Source organism: Microbispora sp. GKU 823 (genome assembly GCF_002027145.1).
In the GTDB taxonomy this organism is placed as follows: Bacteria; Actinomycetota; Actinomycetes; order Streptosporangiales; family Streptosporangiaceae; genus Microbispora; species Microbispora siamensis.
Map to the genome: position 1 here is coordinate 265,068 of NZ_MWJN01000001.1, position 22,304 is coordinate 287,371.

At 73.2% G+C, this 22,304-nt stretch carries 18 protein-coding genes and 5 pseudogenes; 5 read left to right on the forward strand and 18 right to left on the reverse strand.

Annotation, left to right across the window (positions count from 1 at the left end; all coding sequences use genetic code 11):
* The 7 genes and pseudogenes from B1L11_RS01230 to B1L11_RS01255 form a co-directional block, all read right to left on the reverse strand.
* The gene (locus B1L11_RS01230) at window positions 1-1,041 is read right to left on the reverse strand and encodes a zinc-dependent dehydrogenase (protein WP_079312329.1); all 1,041 of its coding nucleotides are present in this window, start codon (window positions 1,039-1,041) and stop codon (window positions 1-3) included.
* Window positions 1,038-1,505: a PTS sugar transporter subunit IIA gene (locus B1L11_RS01235; protein ID WP_079312331.1), complete on the reverse strand. Its 468-nt coding sequence runs from the start codon at window positions 1,503-1,505 to the stop codon at window positions 1,038-1,040. The genes B1L11_RS01230 and B1L11_RS01235 overlap by 4 nt, the downstream gene beginning before the upstream one ends.
* On the reverse strand, window positions 1,498-1,806 hold the full coding sequence (locus B1L11_RS01240; protein WP_079312333.1) for a PTS lactose transporter subunit IIB: 309 nt from the start codon (window positions 1,804-1,806) through the stop codon (window positions 1,498-1,500). Before B1L11_RS01240 ends, B1L11_RS01235 begins: the two co-directional genes overlap by 8 nt.
* 4 nt (window positions 1,807-1,810) lie before the next feature.
* Window positions 1,811-2,113, reverse strand: a complete 303-nt coding sequence (locus tag B1L11_RS53655) for a hypothetical protein (protein WP_306291583.1) — start codon at window positions 2,111-2,113, stop codon at window positions 1,811-1,813.
* Between the two features lie 85 nt (window positions 2,114-2,198).
* A pseudogene (locus tag B1L11_RS53660) lies at window positions 2,199-2,711 on the reverse strand (PTS transporter subunit EIIC); the annotation flags it as partial.
* Window positions 2,712-3,047: 336 nt separating this feature from the next.
* Window positions 3,048-4,070, reverse strand: coding sequence for a 1-phosphofructokinase (pfkB, locus tag B1L11_RS01250; protein WP_079312335.1), 1,023 nt, complete (start codon window positions 4,068-4,070; stop codon window positions 3,048-3,050).
* Entirely contained in the window at window positions 4,067-4,828 is a 762-nt protein-coding gene (locus tag B1L11_RS01255) for a DeoR/GlpR family DNA-binding transcription regulator (protein ID WP_079312337.1), read from the reverse strand. Before B1L11_RS01255 ends, pfkB begins: the two co-directional genes overlap by 4 nt.
* A gap of 238 nt (window positions 4,829-5,066) precedes the next feature.
* Between B1L11_RS01255 and B1L11_RS01260 the strand changes: the two genes are divergently transcribed.
* The 3 genes from B1L11_RS01260 to B1L11_RS01270 all read left to right on the forward strand — a co-directional run bounded on the left by B1L11_RS01260 (window position 5,067) and on the right by B1L11_RS01270 (window position 8,715).
* On the forward strand, window positions 5,067-6,065 hold the full coding sequence (locus B1L11_RS01260; RefSeq protein ID WP_372974630.1) for a rod shape-determining protein: 999 nt from the start codon (window positions 5,067-5,069) through the stop codon (window positions 6,063-6,065).
* 38 nt (window positions 6,066-6,103) lie between these two features.
* Window positions 6,104-8,140 (forward strand): penicillin-binding protein 2, encoded by a 2,037-nt coding sequence (mrdA, locus tag B1L11_RS01265; RefSeq protein ID WP_256862140.1) that lies wholly within the window; start codon window positions 6,104-6,106, stop codon window positions 8,138-8,140.
* 110 nt (window positions 8,141-8,250) lie between these two features.
* Entirely contained in the window at window positions 8,251-8,715 is a 465-nt protein-coding gene (locus B1L11_RS01270; protein ID WP_306291582.1) for a CHAT domain-containing protein, read from the forward strand.
* A gap of 56 nt (window positions 8,716-8,771) precedes the next feature.
* On the opposite strand, the gene B1L11_RS54435 is transcribed toward B1L11_RS01270, so the two are convergent.
* The 8 genes and pseudogenes from B1L11_RS54435 to B1L11_RS01305 all read right to left on the reverse strand — a co-directional run bounded on the left by B1L11_RS54435 (window position 8,772) and on the right by B1L11_RS01305 (window position 16,716).
* Window positions 8,772-9,029: a sulfurtransferase gene (locus tag B1L11_RS54435; RefSeq protein WP_372974634.1), complete on the reverse strand. Its 258-nt coding sequence runs from the start codon at window positions 9,027-9,029 to the stop codon at window positions 8,772-8,774.
* Window positions 9,030-9,277: 248 nt separating this feature from the next.
* A pseudogene (locus B1L11_RS54440) lies at window positions 9,278-9,583 on the reverse strand (rhodanese-like domain-containing protein); the annotation flags it as partial.
* Between the two features lie 65 nt (window positions 9,584-9,648).
* The gene (locus B1L11_RS01280) at window positions 9,649-10,233 is read right to left on the reverse strand and encodes a hydrolase (protein ID WP_079312341.1); all 585 of its coding nucleotides are present in this window, start codon (window positions 10,231-10,233) and stop codon (window positions 9,649-9,651) included.
* Between the two features lie 38 nt (window positions 10,234-10,271).
* Entirely contained in the window at window positions 10,272-11,672 is a 1,401-nt protein-coding gene (locus tag B1L11_RS01285; RefSeq protein ID WP_218670825.1) for an MFS transporter, read from the reverse strand.
* A 13-nt stretch (window positions 11,673-11,685) separates the two neighbouring features.
* Window positions 11,686-12,126 carry a MarR family winged helix-turn-helix transcriptional regulator gene (locus tag B1L11_RS01290; RefSeq protein ID WP_079312343.1) on the reverse strand — a complete coding sequence of 147 codons (441 nt, stop codon included), beginning with the start codon at window positions 12,124-12,126 and terminating at the stop codon, window positions 11,686-11,688.
* A gap of 104 nt (window positions 12,127-12,230) precedes the next feature.
* On the reverse strand, window positions 12,231-13,403 hold the full coding sequence (locus B1L11_RS01295) for an alkaline phosphatase family protein (protein ID WP_079312345.1): 1,173 nt from the start codon (window positions 13,401-13,403) through the stop codon (window positions 12,231-12,233).
* 30 nt (window positions 13,404-13,433) lie between these two features.
* The gene (locus B1L11_RS01300; protein ID WP_079312347.1) at window positions 13,434-14,027 is read right to left on the reverse strand and encodes a DUF5998 family protein; all 594 of its coding nucleotides are present in this window, start codon (window positions 14,025-14,027) and stop codon (window positions 13,434-13,436) included.
* A 126-nt stretch (window positions 14,028-14,153) separates the two neighbouring features.
* Window positions 14,154-16,716: pseudogene (locus tag B1L11_RS01305) on the reverse strand (GNAT family N-acetyltransferase).
* Between the two features lie 406 nt (window positions 16,717-17,122).
* Here B1L11_RS01305 and B1L11_RS01310 point away from each other — a divergent pair.
* Window positions 17,123-17,985, forward strand: a pseudogene (locus tag B1L11_RS01310) (carbohydrate kinase family protein).
* Window positions 17,986-18,072: 87 nt separating this feature from the next.
* On the opposite strand, the gene B1L11_RS01315 reads toward B1L11_RS01310, so the two are convergent.
* From B1L11_RS01315 to B1L11_RS01325, 3 genes and pseudogenes are all read right to left on the reverse strand, one after another.
* Window positions 18,073-18,651: a hypothetical protein gene (locus B1L11_RS01315; RefSeq protein WP_079312349.1), complete on the reverse strand. Its 579-nt coding sequence runs from the start codon at window positions 18,649-18,651 to the stop codon at window positions 18,073-18,075.
* Window positions 18,652-18,804: 153 nt separating this feature from the next.
* Window positions 18,805-20,899, reverse strand: a pseudogene (locus B1L11_RS01320) (RecQ family ATP-dependent DNA helicase).
* 96 nt (window positions 20,900-20,995) lie between these two features.
* Window positions 20,996-21,457, reverse strand: a complete 462-nt coding sequence (locus B1L11_RS01325) for an ester cyclase (RefSeq protein ID WP_179154925.1) — start codon at window positions 21,455-21,457, stop codon at window positions 20,996-20,998.
* 157 nt (window positions 21,458-21,614) lie between these two features.
* Between B1L11_RS01325 and B1L11_RS01330 the strand changes: the two genes are divergently transcribed.
* Window positions 21,615-22,190 (forward strand): GNAT family N-acetyltransferase, encoded by a 576-nt coding sequence (locus B1L11_RS01330; protein ID WP_079312353.1) that lies wholly within the window; start codon window positions 21,615-21,617, stop codon window positions 22,188-22,190.
* Window positions 22,191-22,304: the final 114 nt, after the last annotated feature.

Here is a 22,304-nt window from a genome sequence, read left to right on the forward strand (position 1 = left end):
TCAGGGCTCGATGGTGACCTTGATGGCGGCGCCGCGGGCGACGACGTCGATGGCGTCCATGACCTCGTCCAGGCCGAGGCGATGGGTGATCAGGTCGGCGACCGGCACCGCTCCGTCGGCGATGAGCCGCAGGGCGCGGGCGTTGTGCGCCGGGCTCGACCCGTTGGCGCCGACGATGGTCAGTTCCCGGTAGTGCACGAGGTTGGAGTCGCAGGCGATGATCGGGTCGTCCTTCGGCAGCCCGCCGAAGAAGCTGATCCGGCCCTGCCGCGCGGCCATCTGCAACGCCTGCTGCTGGGCCGCACCGGAGGCCGCCGCCGTGATCACCACGTCGGCGCCCCGGCCGCCGGTCAGCTTGAGCACCTCGTCCACGAGGTCGGTCTCGCCCGAGCAGATCGCCGCGTCGGGCCGTACGAGGTCGGCGGCCATCGTGAGGCGCTCGGCGTTCAGGTCGGCGAGGAACACCCGGGCCGCGCCGCGCGAGCGGGCCAGCCGCACGTGCAGGCAGCCGATCGGGCCCGAGCCGACGACGACCACGTCGTCGCCTTCGCCGACACGGGCCAGCTCCTGCCCGTTGAGGACGCAGGCGAGCGGCTCGGCGAGGGACGCCTCGGCGAACCCCACCCCGTCGGGGATGCGGTTGAGCCCGTCCACGGCGAGCACCTTGGCCGGCACGACCATGTACTGCGCGAAGCCGCCGTCGTAGTGGTAGCCCATCGACTCCTGGTTGGGGCAGACCGTGAGGTGACCCCGGCGGCACTCCTCGCACTCACCGCAGGGGATCGCGGCGATCACCTGCACCCGGTCGCCCGGGTTCCAGCCGGTGACGCCCTCGCCGAGCTCCACGATCTCCCCGGCGATCTCGTGGCCCATCACCCGGGGCGGCCTGATGTGGTGGTGCCCGAACCGGTGGATCTTCACGTCCGTGCCGCACGTCGAGCAGTTGCGTACGCGGATCTTGACCTCGCCGGGGCGGGCGGCGGGCTCGGGCACCTCCTCCAGCCGGATGTCCCCGGGAGCGTGGAAACGGGCGACTTTCACTCGGAGTCTTCCTCTCCGTCCGGTTGCAGCAGTTGGATGACCTCGTCGACCTCGGTGGCGGCGCGCAGGGCCGCGGCACGGTCCGGGTCGAGCAGGATCTGGGCGAGTTCCGACAGCAGCCGCAGGTGGCCGTCCCCGCGGGCCGCGATGCCGACGCACACCGTCACCCGCTCGCCGTGCCAGTCGACGCCCTCGGGGAAGCGCAGCACGCAGATGGCGTCGTGGCGGACCGCCTCCTTCGAGGTCAGCGTGCCGTGGGGGATGGCGACGCCCTCGCCGACGTACGTGGAGATCGACCGCTCACGTTCGAGCATGGCCTCGGTGTAGCCGCCGTCCACCGCGCCGACCTCCCGGAGGACGGCGCCGCACTGCCGGATGGCGTCCTCGACGTCCGCGGCGGTGGCGGCCGTCCGTACGGCGCGGGGGTCGAGGGGGAGCGGGGCCGTGCCGGCCCGGTCAGCCATCGATCGTGCCCCCGTTCTTGATGGCGGTGACGACCCGCGCCACGGCCGGGTCGCCGATGAAGACCTGGAACGGCACGAGCACGACGCCGGGGGCGCTCGCCCTGGCCCGATCGGCCAGCCCGGTGTGGCACACGATCACGTCGGCGTCCCCGGGGATCGAGTTGACCGGGGTGTGCTCCACGCTGACCGCGGTGCCCTTGAGCTGCTTGCGCAGCGTGCTCGCCAGCATGACGCTGCTGCCCATGCCCGCGTCGCAGGCCACGATGAGCTTGCGGACGTCCTTGCCCTCGATGCTGGACACGGTTCTACGCCTCCTTGGTGGCGGGCACGCTCTCGGCCGCCGTCTCGCCGGTTGTGTCGCGGTCGTCGCCGCTCGTGATGTGGGTGTCGGTGGTGTCGTTCGCGATGGCGTCCGGCGCCGGGTCGTCCGCCTGGTCGCCGTTGGCGCGGCCGAAGCCCAGCAGCGCGGCGGCGACGGCGAAGGAGACGGCCGTCGCGACCACGATTCCGGCGATCACGCCGAACCAGCCGCCCTTCGGGGTCACCGCAATGTAGGCGAAGATGCTGCCCGGCGACGGCGTCGCGACCAGGCCCGCCCCGGTGACCACGGAAGGTGAGCACGCCCGAGGCGCCGCCGGCGATCACCGCGAGGATCAGGCGCGGCTTCATCAGCACGTACGGGAAGTAGATCTCGTGGATGCCGCCGAAGAAGTGGATGATCACGGCGGCGGGGGTGCTGGGACGCAGGGACCTCGGGCCGAACAGCAGGTAGGCGATCAGCAGGCCGAGACCCGGGCCGGGGTTGGACTCCAGCATGAACAGGATCGACTTGCCGTGCTTGACCGACTCTGCGACGCCCAGCGGCCCGAGCACCCCGTGGTTGATCGCGTTGTTGAGGAACAGCACCTTGGCGGGCTCGATGATGACCGACGCGATCGGCAGCAGCGAGTGGGTGATGAGCCACTCGACGCCGCTGCCCGCCACCTCGGTGACCTTCTCCACGACCGGGCCGATGGCGAGGACGCCGGCGATCGCCATCACCGCGCCGACGATGCCGGCGGTGAAGTTGTCGACCAGCATCTCGAAGCCGGCCCTGGTCCGCTCGGAGGTGAACCGGTCGACGTACTTGAGGATCAGCGCGGCCAGCGGGCCGATGATCATCGCGCCGAGGAACATCGGGACTTCCGCCCCGACGACCACGCCCATCGTGGCGACGGCGCGACGACCGCGCACGCTGGGCGTGGACCATCCGGCCGCCGGTGTAGCCGATGAGCACGGGGAGCAGGACCTTGATGATCGGATCGACCAGCTCGGCGAGTGTCTTGTTGGGCACCCACCCGGTCGGGATGAACAGGGCCGTGATGAGGCCCCAGGCGATGAAGGCGCCGATGTTGGGCATGATCATCCCGGCGAGATGGCCGCCGAAGCGCTGGATCGTGGCCCGCACACCGGTGCCGTGGACGGTGGGGGTATAAGGCGTGGCCATTGACGTGCTCCTTCCGGGGCGACCGGCCTGGCGGGCCGGTTGGTGGGGGGTGGCGCTCATCCCCCGGGTATGAGCGAGCGAGGCGAGTGAATCGGTAGGGACGGTGCGTCGCGCTCAAGCGCCCCCGAGCGCCGGGCGAGGGGGTGGCGTGAGCGGCCGGGCCGGGTCGGGGGACCGATCCGGACGTGTGTGCGATCGATGTCGGCCGGGCCGGGCATCCGGCTGCCGGGCAGCCCCACGGCCGCGCCGGCCCAGGCCAGGCCCTCGGCGAGGGCCGTCCCGCCGCGGGCCCCGGCGGCGAGGAAGCCCGCCAGCAGGGCGTCGCCCGCGCCCACGCTGCTGCGCGGCTCCTCGACCGCGCATTCGCCGTACCAGACCTGCTCGTCGTCCTCGACCAGCAGCGCGCCGTCCGCACCGAGGCTGGTCAGGACCGACCGCGCGCCCATGGCGCGCAGCTTGCCGACCGCGTCGAGCACGTCGCCGACACAGGCGATCGACGTGCCGGTGGCCTCGGCGAGCTCGTCGCGGTTCGGCTTGACCAGCGCGGGGCCGGCGTTCACCGCGGACACGAGGGCGGGGCCGCTCGTGTCGACCGCGAGGTTGATGCCGGCGCCGGCGAACCGGCGGCACAGCCCGGCGTAGACGTCCACCGGCACGCCGGGCGGGAGGCTGCCCGAGGCGACCACCCAGTCGGCCGATCTGGCGGCGTCGAGCACGGCGCCCGCCAGCGTGTCGAGCTCGGCGGGGGTCAGCGCGGTGCCCGGCTCGTTCACCTTGGTGACGGTGCCGTCCGGCTCGGCGATCGCGACGTTGGACCTGGTGGGGCCCTCCACCGGCACGGGAATCATGTCGATGCCCTCCGCCGACAGCAGGTCGAGGAGACGGCGCCCCTCGCTGCCGCCGTACGGGATGACCGCGCACGACCGGACGTCGTTGGCCAGCAGGGCCCGCGACACGTTGACGCCCTTGCCGCCGGGGTCGAGATGGGTGGCGGCCGCCCGGATGACGGCCCCGCGGGTGAGGGCGCCGACCTCGATCGTGCGGTCGAGGCTGGGGTTGAGGGTCAGCGTGAGGATCATGCCCGGACGACCTCCGGTCCCGCGGCGGCCAGCGCGGCGGCCTGGTCGGGGTCGAGCCCGGTGTCGGTGATCACGACGTCGATCTCGCCGAGCGTGGCGAAGCGCGCCAGGTAGGTGCCGGAGAACTTCGTGTGGTCGGCCAGCAGGACGGCGCGGTCGGCACAGGCGATCATCGCCCGCTTGATCGCCGCCTCGGCCGGATCGGGGGTGGTCAGGCCCTTGGCCACCGAGCAGCCGTTGGTGGCCATGAAGGCCACGTCGACGTTGAGCTGCGACAACTGCTGGATGGCCCAGTCCTCCACCGTCGCCAGCGTTCGGCCGCGCACCCGGCCGCCCAGCATGAGGACGGTCAGGTTGGGGCGGGCCGCCAGCATCGTGGCCAGCGGAGGCGAGTTCACGACGACGGTGAGCTCGCGGTCCGGAGGCAGCGCCTGCACGAGCCGGCTCGTCGTGGAGCCCGCGTCGATCACCACGGAGCCGTCCTCGGGGAGTTCGGCCAGGGCGGCCTTGGCGATGCGCTCCTTCTCGGCCGTCATCACCTCGTCCCTCGCGGCCAGGGCGGGCTCGAACCCCAGGCGCTCGACCGGGATGGCGCCGCCGTGCACGCGCCGCAGGACGCCCGCGCGCTCCAGTGCGGTCAGGTCGCGGCGGATCGTCTCCGTCGTGACGCCGAACCGCTCGGCCAGCGTCACCACGTCGACCCGGCCGGCGTCGCGGGCCGCCCGCAGGATCTCCTGCTGCCGCTCCTCGGCGTACATCGTGTTGGTTCACCGCCGTTTCGATGTTGTTTCGTATGTGTTTATACCCGGCTGTGTTGGACGGTCAAGAGCGGTGAACGTAACGAAACGGGCAGGCTCCGGGTGTGAGGGAGATCGCTAGCCGGAGTAAAATGTCCGCAGATCCACTGATCCTCCCTTTTGGGGGATCGTTTCGGCATTTTTTGATCTTCTTGTGGGAATCGCGATGCGGTTTTCTCTGGATCTGCTTGGCCGTGACATGGCAGTCGATCTTGGTACGGCCAACACGCTCGTGTACGTGCGCGATCGCGGGATCGTGCTCGACGAACCCTCGGTGGTGGCGGTCGACACCCGCACCGACAGGATCGTCGCGGTGGGCGCCGAGGCGAAACAGATGATCGGGCGGACGCCCGGGAACATCGTGGCGATCCGCCCCCTCGCCGACGGCGTCATCACCGACCTGGACGTGGCCGAGCGCATGCTCCGCTACTTCATCCAGAAGGTCCACCGGCGGCGCTACCTGACCCAGCCACGGATGGTGGTGGCCGTGCCGAGCGGCACCACCGCCGTCGAGCAGCGCGCCGTGAAGGAGGCCGGCTACCAGGCCGGCGCCCGGCGCGTCTACATCATCGAGGAGCCCATGGCCGCCGCCATCGGCTCCGGCCTGCCCGTGAACGAGGCCACCGGCAGCATGGTGGTCGACATCGGCGGCGGCACCACCGAGGTCGCGATCATCGCGCTCGGCGGCGTCGTCACGGCCCGCTCGCTGCGGGTCGGCGGCGACGAACTCGACGAGGCGATCATCGCCCACGTCAAGAAGGAGCACGCTCTGCTGCTCGGGGAGCGGGCGGCCGAGCGCATCAAGATCGACATCGGGACGGCGTGGGAGCACGAGGAGGAACGCACGACCGAGATCCGGGGCCGCGACCTGGTGACCGGCCTGCCGCGGACGATGACGCTGTCCTCCGAGGAGGTGCGCGAGGCCCTGGAGGAGCCGGTCCACGCGATCGTCGACTCGGTCCAGACCGCACTGGACCAGTGCCCTCCGGAGCTGGCCGGCGACCTGGTCGGCAACGGCATCGTGCTGACCGGAGGCGGCGCGCTGCTGCGCGGGCTCGACCGGCGGCTGGCCGAGGCGACCGGCATGCCCGTCAGGCTCGCGGACAACCCGCTCCACTCCGTGGCGCTCGGCTCGGGCCGTTGTGTCGAGGACTTCGACCGGCTCCAGAACGTCCTGGTGCCAGAACCCCGCCGCTGACCGTTCCCCCTGTCGCCGACCTTTACGTCAACTCGGTGATGATGCGACGACCGACTCGTTCCCGCCTGCTCGTCGTGCACCTGCTCGTGGCCGTGCTCTTCCTCGTCCTGCTCGGCCGTCTGTGGCAGGTGCAGGTCCTCGACGGCGACCGGTACGCCCGGATGGCCGCCGAGAACCACACCCGCCGCGTCGTCGTCCCCGCCGTACGCGGCGAGATCGTGGACGACCGGGGCCGCCCGCTCGCGCGCGACCGGGCGGCCGTGCGGGTGTCCGTCGACCGCGCCGCGCTGGACCGGCTGCCCGACCGGGGGCGGGCGGTGCTGAGCCGCCTGGCCGAGCTGCTCGGCCGGCCCCGAAAGCAGTTGGCCGCCCGGCTGCGCCCCTGCGGGCCGGGGGTGAACAAGCCGTGCTGGGCGGGCTCGCCGTACGAGCCGGTGCCGGTGGCGGGCGAGGTGAGCGAGCGGGTGGCGCTGCATCTCATGGAGCGCGAGGACGACCTGCCGGGGGTACGGGTCGAGCGGCGGCCGGTGCGGGAGTATCCGCGGGGCACGCTCGCCGCCCACCTGCTGGGCTACCTCGCGCCCGGCTCCTCCGGCGCCGGCCGGGGCGGCGCGGAACCGACCGGCCGCGACGGGCTGGAGGCGCAGTACGAGGACGATCTGAGCGGGCGGGCCGGCAGCCGCGAGGTCGTCGTGGACAGCGCGGGGCGAGCCGTGCGCACGGTGCGCGAGCGGGCGCCCGTCCCTGGCGCCACGCTGGTCACCAGCATCGACGCCCGCGTCCAGGCGGTGGTGGAAAAGGCGCTCAAGCGTGCGGCGGGGCGCGTCGCGGGCGCGGCCGGTTCGGGGGCGGCGGTCGTCATGGACGTGCGCACCGGGCGGATCGTCGCGCTCGCCGGATACCCCGCCTACGACCCCTCCGTGTGGACCGGCGGCATCCGGCAGACCGACTACGAGCGCCTGACGAGCGAGGCGCACGGGCTGCCGCTGATCTCCCGGGCCATCCAGGGACAGTGGCCGCCCGCCTCCACCTGGAAGATCGTGTCCACCGCCGCGGCGGCGCGGGCCGGTTACCCCCTTGACGGCCACTACGACTGCTCCGGCTCCTACCGGATCGGCGACCGGTCGTTCCGCAACTTCGGCGGGGCGAACCTCGGCGGCATGGACCTCCACCGTGCCCTCGTGGTGTCCTGCGACACGATCTTCTACCGGTTCGCCCACCGGATGTGGCTGAAGGACGACGGCGCCCGGCGGCCCGCCGACCCCATGCAGCACATGGCCCGCGCCTTCGGCTTCGGGGTCCGTACGGGCGTGGACCTGCCCGGCGAGGCCGCGGGCCGGGTGCCCGACCGGACCTGGAAGCGTGAGACGTGGGAGCGCACGAGAAAGCAGACGTGCGCGGACGCCCGGACGGGCTACCCCTCCGTGGCCAGGACCGACCCGCGCCGCGCCGCCTACCTCACGGCCATCGCGAAGGAGAACTGCGACCACGGCTACCTGTGGACGGCCGGTGACGCCGCCAACTTCTCGATCGGGCAGGGCGACGTGCTCGTCACCCCGCTGCAACTGGCCCGCGCGTACGCGGCCCTCGCCAACGGCGGCACGCTGTTCAGCCCCCGGGTGGGCAGAGCGGTGGTCGGCCGGGACGGGCGGGTGCTGCGGGAGATCACCCCGCCGGTGACCGGTCGCCTCCCGGTGCCGGACAGGACGCTGGCCTACATCCGGCAGGCCCTGGCCGACGTGCCCCGGTCGGGCACGGCCGCCCCGGCGTTCGCCGGGTTCCCGCTCGACAAGGTGCCGGTGGCGGGCAAGACGGGCACCGCGGAGGCGTACGGAGCCGCCGACACCTCCTGGTTCGCCTCGTTCGCCCCGGCGGACCATCCGCGCCTGGCGGTGGTCGTCGTGGTGTCGGAGGGCGGCACGGGGGCCGAGGCGGCCCCCCGGCCGCCCGTGAGATCTGGTCCGGCATCTACGGCCTCGACGGCAGGCGGGCCGCGCTGCCCGGCGGACGCCCGCCCGCCGGCCTTCCGGAGACCACGGGTGTCTCCGAGACCGATGGCCTGCCCGCTGCCATGAGCCTGTCCGGAACCACCGGCCTGTCCGGAACCAGGGGCTCGTGGGACGACACGGGGAGGTCGCGATGACTGTGCCGGCTCCCGTCCGCCGCGCACGCGCGGGCGCGGCGCATCGGCGCCACCAGGGCGGAGGTGCTCCGCGCGCTGGAGCGGGCCGACGTGCTCCACGTCGCCGCCCACGGGATGTTCAGCCCGCGCGGGCCCATGCTGTCGCAGATCACGCTCGACGACGGGCCGCTCATGGCCTACGACCTGCTGACCGCGCGGCGGATCCCCCGCCTCGTGGTGCTGTCGGCCTGCGACGCGGGGATGGCCCATGCCCCGGTGGACGGCGCGGCGCTGGGCCTCGCCGGGGCCTTCCTCGACGGCGCCGCCCGCACCGGAGACGCCGCGTGCGTGGTGGCCGGTGTGGTGCCGGTGCGCGACGACGAGGCGCTGAACCTCATGACGCTCTTCCACACGCTGCTGGCCGAGGGCCGCTCCCCCGCCGAGGCGCTGGCCCAGGCGTCCGAGAAGACGGCCGTGCCGGGATTCGTCTGCTTCGGCGCCGGCGACACACCCTTCGCCACGGGCTGACGCGACCTCCCGTTCAGTCAGGAGCCGGTTGCGCCAAGCTCTGCGCGGGTGGCCCGTCAGCCGGTCGCGACCGGCCTGGCGGGGTCGGCGACCCAGTTGGACCAGGAGCCGACGTACAGGGCGGCCGACAGCCCGGCGATCTCCAGTGCGAGCACCTCGTGGGCGGCCGTGACCCCCGACCCGCAGTACGCGCCGACGGGCACGCCCTCGACCGCCCCGAGGCTGTTGAAGCGCTCGCGGAGGAACTCCCTGTTGTGGAACCGCCCGCCGGGCTCGACGTTCCCGGTTGTCGGGGCGCTGACCGCGCCGGGGATGTGCCCGCGACCGGGTCGACCGGCTCCACCTCACCGCGGTAACGCTCGGCCGCCCTGGCGTCGAGCAGCACGCCGTCGGCCGCCAGCGCGGCGGCCTGATCGGCGTCCATCACGGGCATCCCGCCCGGCCGCGCCGTGAAGTCGCCCGGCGGGACGGGGCCTTCCTCCTTGGTCACCGGGAGCCCGGCCCGGGTCCAGGCCCGCAGTCCGCCGTCGAGCACGCGTACGTCGCCGTGGCCGAAGTAGCGCAGCGTCCACCAGGCCCTGGCCGCCGCCGTCGAGTCGGCCTCGTCGTAGACGACCACCGGCCGGCCCTCGGACACCCCGAGGCGGCGCATCGACTCCTGGAACGCCTCAGGCGCGGGCAGCGGATGCCGTCCGGCGGGCCCGGGCGGGGCGGCGAGGTCGGCGTTGAGGTCGCAGAAGACCGCGCCGGGGATGTGGCCCTCGCGGTACGCCTCGACGCCGGGCGGTCCGCCCAGCCGCCAGCGGACGTCGAGGATCGCGGCGTCGCCGATCGCGGCGAGCTCCTCAGGAGTGATCAGCGGGCTCATGCCATCCCCTCGCCTTCGGCTCGGTGCCGTACGGTGCCGCAGCCATTCTGCCAAGCCGTGGCGCCTCAGGACGCTGTCGCGTCGAGCAGGTCGAGGATGTCGGCGGTGGTGCCGGTCTCGCCGAGACGCGGGAAGATCTTCTCCACGCTGTGGCGGTGGGCCTCGGGGTCGAGGTCGGTCATGGCGTCGGTGGCCAGGGCGACGTGGTAGCCGTGCTCGTGGGCGGCGCGGGCGGTGGACTCGACGCCGATGCTGGTGGCCACCCCGGTCAGCACGATCTGGGTGACGCCGCGGCGGCGCAGATGCAGGTCCAGGTCGGTGCCGTAGAAGGCCGACCAGTTGCGCTTGGTGACGACGATGTCGCGCGGATGTCCGGTCAGGTCGTCGGCGATCTCGTCCCAGCCGTCGGGCCAGGCGCGCCCGGGGCGCGACAGGTCGGTGCGTCCCGGGACGGCGTCCGCGCCGTCGGCCGCGGCGGTGACGCGGACGAGGACGACCGGCAGGTCGCGCGCGCGGAAGGCCTCGGCCAGCCGGACCGTCCGGGCGAGCACGTCCGCCGTGGAGTACGGGTTGCCGGGGGCGGCCAGCACGCCTTTCTGCAGGTCGATGACGACGAGCGCGGTCTTGGGGTCGAGGGTGGTCACGGGCATGGGGAATCTCCCTTTTCTCGCTTGCGAACAGGGGGTGGTCAGGTGCGGCCGACGCGGCTCAGCGACCGGTCGGCGAGGACGCCGGCCAGCAACAGGACCGAGACGCTCAGCAGGAGCAGGCTCAGGTGGTGCAGCCCGGGCGTGGTGGCGCCGTGCCGGTAGAACGCCGCGTTGGCGGCCGAGGCGCTCAGCGCGCCGAGATATCCGAACGTGCGCAGCAGCCCGGCGGAGGAGCCCATGCGGTCCGGGTCGGCCTGCGCGTACAGCGCGTTCTGGTTGGCCAGCCCGTTGAGGCCCTGCGCGACGCCGACGAACGCGCCGATCAGCGCCAGCAGCCACATCGGGCTGCCGGAGCCGGCCGTCAGCAGCGCGGCGCAGCCGATGATCTGCGCCGCGGCGCCCCCGGCGAGCTTGCCGCGCACCTCGGCGCGGCGGCCGGTGAGAGCGGTCACGGCGATGGCCATCGCCGACATGGGCAGGAGCAGCAGCCCGGCGGCCGAGGGGGCGAGCGACCGGCCGTCCTGCAGCCACTGCGGGAACCCGTACATGAAGGCGTAGGAGGTCGTGTAGGCCAGCCACTGCCTGCCGTACGTGGCCAGCAACGGCAGGTTGCCGCCCAGCACCCGCAGGTCGAGGAACGGCTGCGCCACCCGCAGTTCCCGTACGGCGAAGCAGGTCCCGGCGATCGCGACGATCACCAGCAGCCACCAGAGTCCCCACGCCGGGTTCATCAGGAACGTCATGAACGCCGTGAGCGTGCCGGCGAACAGCGCCATGCCGATCACGTCCAGTCCCCCGCCAGGCCGGGTGGCCCTGGAGGAGGTCGCGACGCGGCGGGGCAGTCGCCGCGCGCCGAGGACGAGGCACGCGGCCGAGAGCGGCACGTTGACGGCGAAGATGAGATGCCAGCCGCCCGCTCCGACGAGCAGGCCGCCCAAGGTCGGCCCGATGACCGCGATGACCTGGTTGGAGATCGACAGCGCCGCCAGGATTCCGCTGGGACTCCGCATGCCGGTGCGGTCGGCCTCGGCCCGCAGCAGGAACATCGACGCCGGGTAGGCGGCGGAGGTGCCGACCCCGAGCAGGACCCGGGACACGATCAGGACGCCCAGGCTGGGGGCCAGCACGCCCAGCAGGCCGGCGGCACCGACCAGCGCCGTGCCGGTCAGGTACAGCGGCCGGGGGCCGAAGGTGTCCACCAGCCGCCCGATGACCGGCTGGCCGACCGCGGTGGCCAGGTAGAGTCCCGTCACCAGCCACGCGGTGTGCGCGGGCGAGGCGTGGAACCAGCGGCCGATCGGCACGAGCGCCACGGCCAGCATCGAGGAGTTGATCGGGTTCAGGATCGAGCCCAGGATCATCGGGGCGATCAGCCGGCGGTCGAAGCCGCCGGCGTCCGACCGGCGCCCGGCCCGGTAGGCGGCCCGAAGCCGCGTCACGACCGGAGCCCGATCATGATTGGGCCACGGCGTCCAGCAGCGCCATCGCCTCGATGATCGTGCGCAACTGCGCTTCTGTGCAGTGTTCCTGCAGCGCCCGTGCCAGCCACGCCTCACGCGCCCTGCGGTCGTCCAGACGGCGCTCGCGCCCCAGTTCGGTCAGCGTGACGAGCTGACGCCGGCCGTCCTCGGGATCGCGGTGGCGTTCCACCAGCCCGGCCCGTTCCAGCGCCTGGACGATCGCCGCCATCGACTGCGGCCTGACCCGCTCGGCCGCGGCCAGCTCGCTGGCCGACGCCGGGCCGTGCTTGGCCAGCCGCACCAGCACGGAGACCTGGCCGGAGCTCAGGTCCCCCTCTCCGTCCAGCTCCCTCAGTCTCCGGACGAGCCTGCTGACCGCCACCCAGGCGTCGCCGGCCGCCTGCGCCGCCACCGCCGAAACGGCCTCGCTCATGGCGTACCCTCCCAAGAAAGACAGTCCAGACTGTACACCCGAAACTGCGCAGTCTGAACTGTCGATCGGAGGACGAGCGGATCCGCGATGGACCAGAACGAGCGTCAGCGGCGAATCTCCACAAGCGGGACGTTCTGCTCGGCGGGGGTCAGCGAGCCGTGATAGCCGATCATGGAAGACTCCACCGGCTCCCGGGCCGAGGCCACGATCACGCAGTCGCCGTACGGCACGGCCACCACGTCGCCGACGCGGCCGAGCCACTCGTGGCGGACACGGCGGCCGAACCAGCCCGCGGAGACGGCCTCCTCGCGGGTGACCACCCAGGCCCGCCCGCGCAGGGCCTCCCGCCAGGTCTCCAGCACCGCGGAGGCCGCGCCCGGGGAGGTGTAGACGTGCCGGGCGCGGGCCTCGCCGCCCAGCATGAGCACGCCCTCCCGCAGGTCGGCGCGGCGGTCCACGTCCACCTTGTCGGCGGCGTTGATCATCCCGTGGTCGGCCGTGACGTACAGGACCGCACCCGGCGGCAGCGCCTCGGCGATGCGCTCGGCCATGCGGTCCGCGACCGCGAGCTGTTCGAGCCACTCGCCGCCGCCCCATCCGCTGAAGTGCCCCACGCGGTCGACCTCGCCGTAGTAGACGGTGACGAACGTGGTCTCGCGCAGCGCCTGCCGTACGGCCTCGACGCGCTCGCCGGGGCTCTCGGCCGCCCGGTAGCGCATGCCCCGATAGACGGCGCGGGTCAGTCCTGTGCCGTCGAACGAGGCGGGCGCCACGTAGACGGGCTCGACCCCCGCGGCCGCCATGCGTTCGTAGACGGTCGGCGCGGGCTGCCACACGTCCGGGTCGATCGACAGGCCGGGGGCGGTCCAGCGCAGGCAGTTGAACAGCCGCCCCTCCCCCGGGACCGCCATCTGGATGCCGACCATGCCGTGCTCCCCGGGAGGGGCGCCGGTGCCCAGGGTGGCCAGGCTGGTCGGGGTCGAGGAGGGGAAGCCGGCCGTGAGCGTCCCCCGCAGATGGGCCGACAGGAACGGCGCGGCGTCGGGGTGCGCGGCCAGGAGCTCGGCCCCGAGGCCGTCCACGAGGAACAGGCACACCCGCGGGGCCGGCTCGAGCGCCAGCGTGTTGCCGACCGGCAGCCCGAGGGAGGCGAGCAGCGAGCCCGGCAGATCGGCCAGCGAGGCCGTGCCGTACGCGGGCACGTACGGCACGGGCACGGCCGGCGACGCCACGGACGGCTCCCCGGGCGGAGCCCCCGAGGGCTGGGGGTCGATCACGTCACCTCCCGGCGGCTGGAGGGGGGACGGTCAGGTCGTCGCGGCCTTGGCGGTGGCCTCCGACAGCGCCTTCGCGAACGCCAGCACGTGGGTGACGGCCTCGGGACCGTCGGCCGCCTCGCTGACCCGCAGGGACAGGTCGTCGGCCGTGATCGCGCCGGTGTAGCCGTGGTCGGCCTCGCAGTTCTCGTCGCCGCAGGTCGCCGGTTCGAGATCGACGTGGGAGATCGCGCCCCACCCGATCGTCAGCGTGACCTCCGTCGGGGGAACGCCCGGCACGTACGACGCGGGGTCGGGCACGACCCTGGTCACGGCGACCGACTGGATGCGGCTGAGCCGGACCGCCTCGGTGGTGGTGGAGGCGTGCGAGGCGGGCATGCCCTCGGCGGGCGGGTGCTCGTCGGTGTGGCAGACAAGCAGCCGGGTGGGCGAAAGGACCAGGACCGTGACGTGCCTGCGCACCTCCATCGCCGGGTCGAACGTGGCCTCGTGATGCACGACGTACGCCGTGACCGGCTCGTTGCCGAGCGCGGAGTCGACGGCGTCGGCCACCAGATCCGGGTAGTAGCCGCTGCGATCTATGGCCTCGCGCAAGCCCGCGGCGGAGACTCGGGTTTCCCTCATGGGTCCATCCTGCCCTGTAAGGGACACCTGTTTCACACCCCGACGGGACGGGTTTTCCGCCCACGGCGTGACGCCGGCCGATCAGCTCGGACAGCACCGCGATCAGCTCGGACGGCACCGATCAGCTCAGACGGCGCGGCCGACGTCGGGACGCAACGCGGTGACGGGCCGCAGGACGGCCCGCGCGCCCAGCACGGCCACTCCCGACGCGCCCACCAGGACCTGGTCGAGGTCCATCCTGGCGACCTCGGGCAGGGCGTCGGCCAGCAGACCCACCCGCACCAGCAGTTCCTCCAGCGCCTCCACGGCCACCGCCTGGTAGCCGTACTCGCCGAACAGCAGTGGCGCGGCGCGGACCGACCGCACCAGCCCCGCCGCGTCCTCCGCCGTGAGCGGCGCGAGGCGGTAGGCCTGGTCGCCGAGCAGCCGGGCGGTGACCTCGCCGAGGCCGAACGTGACGACCCCGCCGAAGTAGCGGTCCTGGGTCACGCCGACGACGGTGGGCACCGAGGGCTGCGGCGCCATGCGCTGCACCGCGAGCGGAGTGCCGGGCCCGAGGATCTCGGCGAGGCCGGCGTACGCCTGCCGGACCCCGGCGGGTTCGGTGAGGCCGATGCGCACGGTGCCGGCGCGGCGGGCGTCCTCCGGGTCGGCCGACTTGACCACCACGGGCCAGCCGATCCGCTCGGCGGCGGCGACGGCCTCCTCGGCGTCGGCGGCGACGTGCGCCGGCCACACCTCGATGCCATAGCAGGCCAGCAGCGCGGTCGCGTCGATCTCCCGCTCCTCGCCGTCCGCCCCCTCACCGGCCGCTCCCTCACGGGGCGCCCCCTCACCACGCAGGGCCGCGGCGACGATCTCCCGCGCCGCGGCGGTGTCGATCCCCTCGACGGACGGGACCGTGCCCGGCGGCTGCCTGCGCCACTGGGCGTACCGCACGACATGGGCCAGCGCGCGGACCGCCTCCTCCGGGGCGGGGTACGACGGGATCGACCCGCGCTGGGGCGAGTCGTCGCCGGGACCGCCCGCCACACGCAGCTCGGCCGGCATGCCCAGCTCGCCCTGGAAGGTGGCCAGCACCGGCTTGCCCGACTCCCGCGCGGCCTCCAGCAGCGCCTCGGCCACCTCGCGGCAGTCGCCGGGGATCGGCGGCATGTAGATCGCGACGGCGGCGTCCACCTCGGGCAGGACGCTCCGCAGCGCCTCGGCGAACTCGGCCGCGCCGGCCCGGGCGCCGAGGTTCACCGGCGGGCTCGGCTGCAGGCCGGCGCCGGCGCACGCCTCCTCGGCGAGCAGCGTGAGCGCGTCGGAGTTGCCGACCACGCCCACCCGTGGCCCGGCCGGCAGCGGCTGGTGGGCCAGGAGCTGGGCGACGTCGAAGAGCTGGACCAGGTCGTCCACCCTGATGAGCCCCGCCTGCGCGAACAGCGAGCTCAGCGCGGTGTCGGGCAGCGCGAGCACGGGCGCGCGGTGCCCCCCCGGGGACGCCGCGCGACTTGACCACCACGATCGGCTTCGACCGGGAGATCCGCCGGGCCAGCCTGGTGAACTTGCGCGGGTTCCCGATGGACTCCAGGTAGAGCAGGATCACGTCGGTCGCCGGGTCCTCCTCCCAGTACTGCAGGAGGTCGTTGCCGGACACGTCGGCCCGGTTGCCCGCCGAGACGAACGTCGAGATGCCCATGCCGCGCTGCGCCACCCGCTGCAGCAGGGCGGTGCCGAGCGCGCCCGACTGGCTGAAGAAGCCGACCCTCCCCCGCCCCGGCAGGGTCGCGGCGAGCGTCGCGTTGAGCCGTACGGCGGGGTCGGTGTTGGCGATGCCGAGGCAGTTGGGCCCCACCACCCGTATGCCGTACGCCCGGGCGATCCGGACCAGTTCCTCCTGGCGGGCCCGGCCCTCCGGCCCGGTCTCGCCGAACCCGGAGGAGACCACGACCAGGCCTTTCACGCCCTTCTCCGCACACTCCCCGACCAGTTCGAGCACGCCCTCGGCTGGGACCGCCAGCACGGCGAGGTCCACGTCGCCGTCGATGGCCGACACGCTGCGGTAGGCCCGTACGCCGGCCACGGCCCGTACGTGCCGGTGGACGGGGTAGACGGGGCCGGTGAAGTCGGCGGCGAGCAGGTTGCGCAGGACCGTCTGGCCGATCCCGCCCGGTTCGCGGCTCGCGCCGATGACCGCGACCGACTCCGGGGTCAGCAGGCGGGCGATCGAGCGCGCCTCGGCGCGGTGCTCGCGGGCGAGCCGGACCTCCAGCGCGGTCTCGGTGCTGGACAGGTCGAGCGTCATGCGCACGACGCCGTCCTCGAACTGGCTCTGCGCTGTGTAGCCGGCCTGGCGGAACAGGCCCATCATCCGGTGGTTGCCCGGCAGCACGTCCGCGATGAAGGTCTTGATCCCGCGCTCGCGCGCGGCGGCCCGCAGGTGCTCCATCAGCACCCCGGCCACGCCCCTGCCCTGGTGGGCGTCCTCGACCAGGAAGGCCACCTCGGCGTGGTCGCGCGGCTGCACCCGGTCGTACCGTACGACCGCGACCATCTCGGTGCCGATCGTGGCGATGAGCGCGACCCGGTTGTCGTAGTCGACGTTGGTGAACCAGACCACGTCCTTGTCGGTCAGCCGGGGTCGTGGCCCGAAGTACCGGAAGTAGATGGACTCCGCGGACAGGCGCGAGTAGAACGAGCGCAGCATGCCGGCGTCGTCCGGCCTGATCGGGCGGACGTGGGCGGTGCCGCCGTCGGACAGCACGACGTCCGCCTCCCAGTGGGCGGGGTACTGAGGGTGCACACAATCGAGGCTAGCGGTGTCCGGCTTGGCCTGTATTGAGAGATTCCTTACGGCTGTCGGACCCGCTTTCGAATCCCCCTTATAGGGGATCTACCAGCCCTGACGCGGCAAGTTGGGCAACGCTTGTGCATCGACTGCGCCCGTCTGTCCGCTCTCCACCCCACGACGCCCCTGGAAGCTGTTAGGTTTCTGGACGTCAGCCTCACAGCACGGAGAGGACGCCGCCCCTCCTAGGGCATGGCTCACCTCCACAAGCAGTTGGCAAGGTGGTGACATCATGACGCGGGTCGTCGTGGTGGGCGATCTCATGACGGACGCGGTCGCCCGCGCGAAGTTCCCTCTTGCCAGGGCGAGCGACACCCCGGCGGTCGTGACCATGCACGGTGGCGGTTCCGGCGCCAACATCGCCTCCTGGCTCGCCGTGGAGGGCTCGGAGGTCGCCTTCATCGGCCGCCGCGGCGCCGACATCACCGGCCGCAACCGCGACATGGAACTCATGGGGTACGGCGTGGACGCCCGGCTCGTCATGGACCCCGAGCGGCCGACCGGCACCTGCGTCGTGCTCGTCACCCACAAGGGCGAGCGGACCATGCTGTCCGACCCCGGCGCCAACGCCGCGCTGTCTCCCGAGGACCTGCCGCGTGACCTGTTCACCGCCGGCGGCCACCTGCACATGTCGGGCTACACGCTGATCAACGAGGGGTCGCGCGACGCCGGCCTCGCCGCGCTCGACATGGCCCGGCGCGCCGGCATGTCGATCTCCGTGGACTGCGCCTCCGCCGCCCCGCTGGAGCGGACCGGCGCCGAGCCGTTCCTCGAGTGGACCGACGGCGCGAAGCTGCTGTTCGCCAACGCCGACCAGGCCAAGGTGCTCACCGGCAGGGACGACGCCGCCGCCGCGGCCAAGGTGCTGACCGCCTGGTTCCCGCAGGTCGTGATCAAGCTCAACGCCGAGGGCTCGCTCTGGTACTCCAACACCCGTCCCGAACCGGTCCGGGCGCCCGCCGAGGTCGTCGACCGGGTGGTAGACGGCACGGCGCCGGTGACGCCTTCGCCGCCGGCTTCCTGCCCGTCTGGCTGGACGGCAAGCCGGCCGCCGAGGCGCTGGCGGCGGGCAACGCCCTCGCCGCCAAGTGCATCTCCAACCTCGGCGCCCGCCCCCGCCTCTGACCCCCGCGTCAGCCAGAACGGCCCCCCTCAGAGGAGCGCGGCCCAGAGCGGCCCGGCTCAGAGGAGCGCGGCCCAGAGGGGCGAGGTTCAGAACGGGCTTCGCGCGAGCACGACCGGCTGCGCGGGCCGCAGGCGCAGCAGCGGCACGAAGGCCAGCAGGAGCAGCGCCGCTCCCAGCGGGATCAGATCCTTGTTCGCCAGCGGGAGCACGGCCTGCACGAGCACCAGCGCGGGGCTCCACCACGGCACCCGGCGCCCCGCGGCGAGCCGGGCGACCAGCGCGACCATGCCGACGTAGAACAGGAACGGCACGACGGTGTAGACGATCGGCTCGACGCCCGGTATCGCCTTGACGGCGTCGAAACGCGGCCCCATCGCGTCGTGGTCGGCGGACAGGAAGCCGACCACGATGTCGATCGTGAACTGTGCGGCCAGCGCCAGCGCACCGGCGAGGCCGGCGGCGTACCCCGCCGTGGCCGTCACGCCGCCACCGGCCATCGTCCGGAGCCGCCCGAAGATCTGCACGAAGAGGACCAACGCGGCCAGGAAGAACAGGTGCCCCACGGTCCAGGCCGGGCCGGGTCCCCGGCTGCCGTCTAGACCGTCGATGATCCGGGCGACGCCGTACGCGCCGACCAGGAGCGGAGCCGCAACAAGTGATCTCATGGCGACGAGTGTGCAGGCCGCAGCACGCCGCCGGGATGGGGTGACGCCCCTGATTCACCCCTGACCCGTCCCCGAGCCCGGCCTCGGCCCGCCGCTCCCGCGCGTCAGGGGCGCCCCGGACATGACCCGTCCAGCCGGGGACGCGGGAGGTGGTCAGCTGGTGACGGCCAGGGCCAGAGGCAGCACGGCGGGCGCTCCGGCGTGACGGACCTGGGCGGCGGCCAGCGCCATCGTCCATCCGCTGTCCACGCGGTCGTCGACCAGCAGCACCGGCCCGCCCGCCGCCGCGACCCTCGCGGCGAGGTCACGCGGCATCGCGAGCGTCCCCCGGATGGCCGCCACCCGCTGGGCGCTGTTGTGCCTGGGGGCGGGCGACCCGTCGCGATAACCGAGCGCCCCGACGATACTCCAGCCGGCCGACCCGGGCGAGCCGCTCGGCGAGCGACCCGACCAGCGCCGGCCGCGTACCCGACGGCACCGCGACCACCGCGACCGGGCGCCGCTCCCACTCCCACGTCTTCAGCACCTCGATCACGGCCGCGAACACGTCGTCGGGGACCGGCCCGTCCCCCGCCGCGAACAGTTCGCGCAGCCGGGTGCCCCAGCCGATGTCGGTCAGGCGGCCGAGCGCGCGGCCCGGCTCGGCGCACAGCTCCGACTTGATCCGCCCCTTCAGGTCCGGCAGTCCGGTGGGCCACTGGCGGCGCGGCTCGATCTCGACGCCGGGGCGCGCGAGCCGCTGCTGGGCGGCCCGGACGGCTTCGTCCGGCACCTCGGCGGAACGGTGGGCGCCGGTGCAGTTGTCACATCTGCCACAGGGCGTCGCGGACTCGTCGTCGAGGTGGCGGCGCAGGTACTGCTCCCGGCACTCGGTGGTCGCGATGTACCCGAGCATGGCCTCCTGCTCCGCCCGGCGCTCGGCGGCCACCCGGGCGTAGCGCTCGGCGTCGTAGCTCCACGGCTCGCCGGTGGCCTCCCAGCCGCCCTTGACCCGGCGTACGGCGCCGTCCACGTCGAGCACCTTGAGCATCATCTCCAGCCGGCTCCGGCTGAGGTCGACCCTCGTCTCCAGGGCGGCGGTGGACAGCACTCCCCCCTCGGACAGCGCCTCCAGCGTCGCCCTGACCACGCCCTCCGGCGGGAAGGCGAGCGAGGCGAAGTAGGCCCAGATCTCCCGGTCCTCGGGACCGGGCAGCAGGATGACCTCGGCCCGCTCGACACCGCGCCCGGCCCGGCCCACCTGCTGGTAGTAGGCCACGGGCGAGGCGGGCGCGCCCACGTGGACGACGAAGCCGAGGTCGGGTTTGTCGAAGCCCATTCCCAGCGCCGACGTCGCCACCAGGGCCTTGACCCGGTTGGCGAGCAGGTCCTCCTCGGCCGCCAGCCGGTCGGCCGGCTCGGTCTGCCCCGTGTACGCGGCGACGGTGTGGCCCTGCTCCCGCAGGTACGCGGCGATCTCCTGGGCCGCGGCGACGGTCAGCGTGTAGACGATGCCGGAGCCCGGCAGCTCGTGCAGCGTCCTGGCCAGCCAGGCGAGCCGCTGGTCCGCGCCGCCCAGCCGTACGACGCTCAGGTGGAGGCTCTCGCGCTCCAGCGGGCCGCGCAGGACGAACACCTCGCCGCCGGGCAGTTCGTCCCACTCCTGTGTGACGGCGAGCTGCTCGGCCACGTCACGGGTGACCCGGGCGTTCGCGGTGGCCGTCGTGGCCAGCACGGGGATGCCCGGCGGCAGCTCGGCCAGCAGGGTGCGGAGCCTGCGGTAGTCGGGCCGGAAGTCGTGCCCCCAGTCGGAGATGCAGTGGGCCTCGTCGATCACCAGGAGTCCCGCGCTGCCGGCCAGCTCGGGCAGCACGTTGTCGCGGAAGTCGGGGTTGTTCAGCCGCTCGGGACTGACCAGCAGCACGTCGACCACGCCCTCGGCGACCTGGCCGTAGACCTTCTCCCACTCCTCGGGGTTGGCCGAGTTGATCGTCTCGGCGTGGATGCCGGCCCGCTCGGCCGCGGCGATCTGGTTGCGCATCAGCGCCAGGAGCGGGGAGACGATGACCGTGGGCCCCTCCCCGAGCTCGCGCAGCAGCGCGGTCGCGATGAAGTAGACGGCCGACTTCCCCCAGCCGGTGCGCTGCACGACCAGCGCACGCCTGCGGTCCATGACCAGGGCCTTGATAGCGGCCCACTGGTCGTCGCGCAGCCGCGCGTGATCGCCGGCGAGCGCCCGCAGCCGGGCCTCGGCCTCTTCCCGCAGCATCACCTCTTCTTCGCTCACCCGCCCATTGGTACCAGGTCCGGCCGACCGTTTCCGCCGGGACGGCGGGAGGCGGGGCGGCGGAAGGCGGGCGGGGAACTAGCCGCGATCCCGGGGCGCGCCGCTTCCCGCGTCGTCGTCTCCGAAGGACAGGGGCAACCGCAGGCCGAGCTGCGAGTAGATCTGGAGCTGGTCGTAGTAGAAGCGCTGGCTCAGGATGAGGTCGTCCTTCAGGTGCCAGAACCAGGAGACGCGCACGTTGATGCCACGGCCGGTCGGGGCGAGGAGGTCACCCCCGGCGACCAGGTAGGGCCCGGTGTGGGTGCCCACCGCCGTCATCTCCGTCGCGACCGCGTCCGCGAAGGTGATCGTCTCCCAGACGGTGAAGTGCAGATCGGGAAAGCCCTCCCACATCTGCAGCATGTAGGAGCCGATCTCCGCGGGCTCCCCCGCCTCCATCTCCGGTCCGACCACCACCGCGCCCGGCGCGTAGCACCGCAACAGCGCGGGCAGGTCGTGCGCGTTCATCGCGTTAAGCATCCGGTCCACGACGTCGTACATCGCGGAAGCACCTCCCTCTCCTGGGGGGAGGGTACCGAAGGAGCGGCTATAACCGGACAAACAGCGCATACGGGCAGGTTCGCCTCGCCCGTGTGACGGTGCCGGCCGCCGCGACCGGACGGACCCGGGCGGGCGTCGTGGTTTGATGTGTCCCGTTATGGACGTGACCACCTGGTATCTCGAACAGACCAGCCCCGCCGACCTGCGGCCGGGACGGCCGCCCGCGGTCCCCGCGCAGGTCGTCCGCGCCGAGATCCCCAGCCCGGAGTTCAGCCGCTTCCTCTACACCGCCGTGGGCGGCGACTGGCAGTGGACCAACCGGCTGCCGTGGACCTGGAAGCAGTGGAAGGACTGGCTCGACCGGCCGGGCGTCGAGACCTGGGTGGCCTGGGTGCGCGGCACCCCCGCCGGGTACGCCGAACTGGTGGCCCAGGACGGCGGCACCGTCGAGATCGTCAACTTCGGGCTGCTGCCGTACGCGATCGGGCAGGGCCTCGGCGGGTGGCTGCTGGGCGAGGCCGTGGCCCGCGCCTGGGACCTCGCCGAGCGCTGGCCGGGACGGGAGTCCACCCGGCGGGTCTGGGTGCACACCTGTTCCCTCGACGGGCCCGCCGCGCTGGCGAACTACCAGGCCCGGGGCTTCCGGATCTACGACGAGAAGCTGAACGTGCCGGGCGACGAGGACGAGGGCGAGACGCCCGGCCCCTGGCCCGGCGCCGGCCCCCGCGACTGACCGTTCCGGGGCCGAAAAGGCTGTCCCGTCGGGGAAGCCGGGACGGCGGGCACGAGCCCGGCAGTATGGTGGTGAGTCGCGAACAGGGTGAACTCTCGGCAGAATGTTCGATGA

Bases quoted from the DNA above. Each gene is read 5' to 3' on its own strand.
- B1L11_RS01235 (WP_079312331.1), bottom strand. From the start codon at position 1,505: ATGGCTGACCGGGCCGGCACGGCCCCGCTCCCCCTCGACCCCCGCGCC.
- pfkB (WP_079312335.1), bottom strand. From the start codon at position 4,070: ATGATCCTCACGCTGACCCTCAACCCCAGCCTCGACCGCACGATCGAG.
- B1L11_RS01255 (WP_079312337.1), bottom strand. From the start codon at position 4,828: ATGTACGCCGAGGAGCGGCAGCAGGAGATCCTGCGGGCGGCCCGCGAC.
- B1L11_RS01260 (WP_372974630.1), top strand. From the start codon at position 5,067: ATGGCAGTCGATCTTGGTACGGCCAACACGCTCGTGTACGTGCGCGAT.
- mrdA (WP_256862140.1), top strand. From the start codon at position 6,104: ATGATGCGACGACCGACTCGTTCCCGCCTGCTCGTCGTGCACCTGCTC.
- B1L11_RS01280 (WP_079312341.1), bottom strand. From the start codon at position 10,233: ATGCCCGTGACCACCCTCGACCCCAAGACCGCGCTCGTCGTCATCGAC.
- B1L11_RS01290 (WP_079312343.1), bottom strand. From the start codon at position 12,126: ATGAGCGAGGCCGTTTCGGCGGTGGCGGCGCAGGCGGCCGGCGACGCC.
- B1L11_RS01300 (WP_079312347.1), bottom strand. From the start codon at position 14,027: ATGAGGGAAACCCGAGTCTCCGCCGCGGGCTTGCGCGAGGCCATAGAT.
- B1L11_RS01315 (WP_079312349.1), bottom strand. From the start codon at position 18,651: ATGAGATCACTTGTTGCGGCTCCGCTCCTGGTCGGCGCGTACGGCGTC.
- B1L11_RS01325 (WP_179154925.1), bottom strand. From the start codon at position 21,457: ATGTACGACGTCGTGGACCGGATGCTTAACGCGATGAACGCGCACGAC.
- B1L11_RS01330 (WP_079312353.1), top strand. From the start codon at position 21,615: ATGGACGTGACCACCTGGTATCTCGAACAGACCAGCCCCGCCGACCTG.